The organism is Micromonospora sp. NPDC047753, from assembly GCF_040642735.1.
GTDB lineage: Bacteria > Actinomycetota > Actinomycetes > Mycobacteriales > Micromonosporaceae > Micromonospora.
Genome location: NZ_JBEYSL010000741.1, coordinates 1 through 2389, shown reverse-complemented (window position 1 = coordinate 2389; position 2389 = coordinate 1). Strand labels below are relative to the sequence as shown.

Annotated in this window: 3 protein-coding genes; 2 read left to right on the top strand and 1 reads right to left on the bottom strand. The window is 71.2% G+C overall.

The genetic code is table 11. The annotated features are described in order from the left end of the window. The coding region (gene tsaA / locus ABZ749_RS33980) for a tRNA (N6-threonylcarbamoyladenosine(37)-N6)-methyltransferase TrmO (RefSeq protein ID WP_357235211.1) at window positions 1-458 on the bottom strand (458 nt) is incomplete at its 3' end. A 57-nt stretch (window positions 459-515) separates the two neighbouring features. Here tsaA and ABZ749_RS33975 point away from each other — a divergent pair. Continuing rightward, complete coding sequence (locus tag ABZ749_RS33975) at window positions 516-986, top strand: VOC family protein (RefSeq protein WP_357235209.1); 471 nt, start codon at window positions 516-518, stop codon at window positions 984-986. Window positions 987-1551: 565 nt separating this feature from the next. After that, window positions 1552-2265 carry a hypothetical protein gene (locus ABZ749_RS33970; protein ID WP_357235206.1) on the top strand — a complete coding sequence of 238 codons (714 nt, stop codon included), beginning with the start codon at window positions 1552-1554 and terminating at the stop codon, window positions 2263-2265. Window positions 2266-2389 lie beyond the last annotated feature (124 nt).

Sequence of the window (2389 nt, the reverse complement as noted above, 5' to 3'; positions counted from 1 at the left end):
TTCCTATAGGCGGGGGGCGGGCGCGGGGCGGGGCGTTCGTCGGCCGCGCCCAGCACCGGTTTGACGTCCATGATCGGGGTGCCGTCGAGGGCCTCCAGGTCGGCCACCTCGACGCGCAGCCCGTCCACCGTCAGGACCCGCACCCGGTGCAGCCCGATCGGGTTGGGCCGGTGCGGTGATCGGGTGCTGAACACCCCGGTCTCCGGACGGTTCGCGTCGTCGCGTGGATGCACCGCGAGCACGTCGCGCCGGGCACGGTCCAGCCAGGTCAGCACCAGCAGCTCCGTGCCGACCCGCAGGTCACGCACGGCCCGCTCGACCTGTGGGTCGAAGACCAGCCACGCCGTCGACGCGCCCTCGTCGCCCTGCCGTGGCGCGCTCGCCGGGTCGGTCAGCGATGAGGCGACCCGGCCGACCGGGTGCAGCAGGTAGGTGCCGTCACTCACTGCCTGGACCATCGACGCTCCCTCCTGGACGTTCCAACCTAACCCGGCCGCGACGCTAGGATCCCGCTCATGGCCGCCGACTCGCCCGTCCCCGCCGTCCGTCAGTTGCGCCTCGTGGTGGAGGCCACCGACCACGAGGCCGCCGTCGCGTTCTTTCGCGACGCGCTGGGCCTGCCGGAGGAGGCGGCGTTCAGCGGCGAGGGGGATGCGCGGGTGGTGATCCTGGACGCCGGCCGCGCCACGCTGGAGATCGCCAACCCCGCGCAGAAACGCCTGATCGACGAGGTTGAGGTGGGCCGGCAGGTCGCGCCGCGCATCCGGGTGGCCTTCGAGGTGGACGACACGGAGGCGACGACCGCCCGGCTGGTGGCCGCCGGGGCGGGCGAGATCGCGCCGCCGACGCGTACGCCGTGGCAGTCACTCAACTCCCGCCTCGACGCGCCCGCCGGGCTTCAGATCACCATCTTCCAGGAACTCCTCGGAGCGAACGAGGATGTCGGGAGGCGGGATGCGGGGCCCGTGGGCGACGGCGACAACTGACTCCGGCGGCGGGCGGACCGCGGTCCTGATCCGATCGGGACCCTCCAGCACCCCACCGCCACGGCGCCCTCTCGTCCGCTAGGGCGAGCCGCACGGCTGCCCGACCCACCGCGCTGGGCCTGGGCGCTCACCCACGGTAGCGAAAACACCGCCAGCTGCCTGCCTCCCCAACACCCCGCACGGACCTTTGCTCTGCTTACCTATCTGCACCACGTCCCGTGAGGTGCGCATACGCCCTTTCCGCCAGCTATCGCCATCCGTCCCGGTGGTCACGAAACGTGGCCGGTGCGTATAGGTAAGCAGAGCAATGGCTGACGTTCGCACATCGCCCTCGCGCTCCGAGACCCTGTGTCACTCCCGTCCGGCGTGGCGTCGGCAGGGCCCCGGTGTCCGACTCTGCGTGTGACCAGGGCCGCAGCCCAGCGAGGTTCGGGCAATTCCGGAATGCCCGACACGTGAACCCGGTTGTGTCCCCCGTACCGCCGGAGCCCAAACCCTTTTCCGCGGTCATCTCCCGAGGAGTGTTCACCCCGGAGCGCTCCGCACGATCGAAAGGGCAACCATCGTGAAGGTCGACTTCACTCGATGGCTCCCCGCCATCGCTAAGGACTCGTACCGCAAGACCGCGCTGAGCGTGGCGGGTGTGGCTGCTCTCGGTGGTCTGGCCCTCGCGCCGACCGCGGTCGCCGCACCGGTCACCTCCGGACCGCACCAGGGCGCCGTCGCCGCCATCGACCGTGCCACCGGAAAGGCCGCCACCACGGTCCGCCAGGACGACCAGCCCGTCGAGTCGGGCCTCACCACCGGCTCCGCCACCGGCAAGCCGCCGGCTGGCAAGCCGAGCCGAGCGCAGCTGATCCCGCACGGCATCGAGGGCGCACAGTCGCGCGTACCGCTCGACGACGCGCAGTTGGCCAACGCCCGGGCCATCGTCGACGCCGCCAAGAAGACCGGCGTCGGTGACCGGGGCGCGGTGATCGGCGTCGCCACCTCGTTGCAGGAGTCGAAGCTGTACAACCTCGGCCACCTCGGCGCGTACAACGACCACGATTCGCAGGGCCTGTTCCAGCAGCGTCCGTCGTCCGGTTGGGGCACGCCCGACCAGATCACCGACCCGGAGTACGCCGCCACGGCGTTCTTCACCGCACTCAAGAACGTCGGCGGCTGGCAGGACCTGCCGCTGACCGCCGCCGCGCAGACCGTGCAGGTCTCCGCCTTCCCCTACGCGTACGCGCAGTGGGAGGAGCAGGCGGCGGACATCGTCCAGCAGATGTGGTGACACCCGCACACGAGGCAACTACCTGTCCAACGCGATGCGCAAGACCCAGACCCGGACCCGCCACGAAGCGGCCCGCTACGCCCGCGAACACGACTGGCGGCCGTCGACGCCTTCGCCAACCACC

What these genes read in the sequence shown, in the direction of transcription:
- ABZ749_RS33975 (WP_357235209.1), top strand. Translation starts at nt 516, where the DNA reads ATGGCCGCCGACTCGCCCGTCCCCGCCGTCCGTCAGTTGCGCCTCGTG.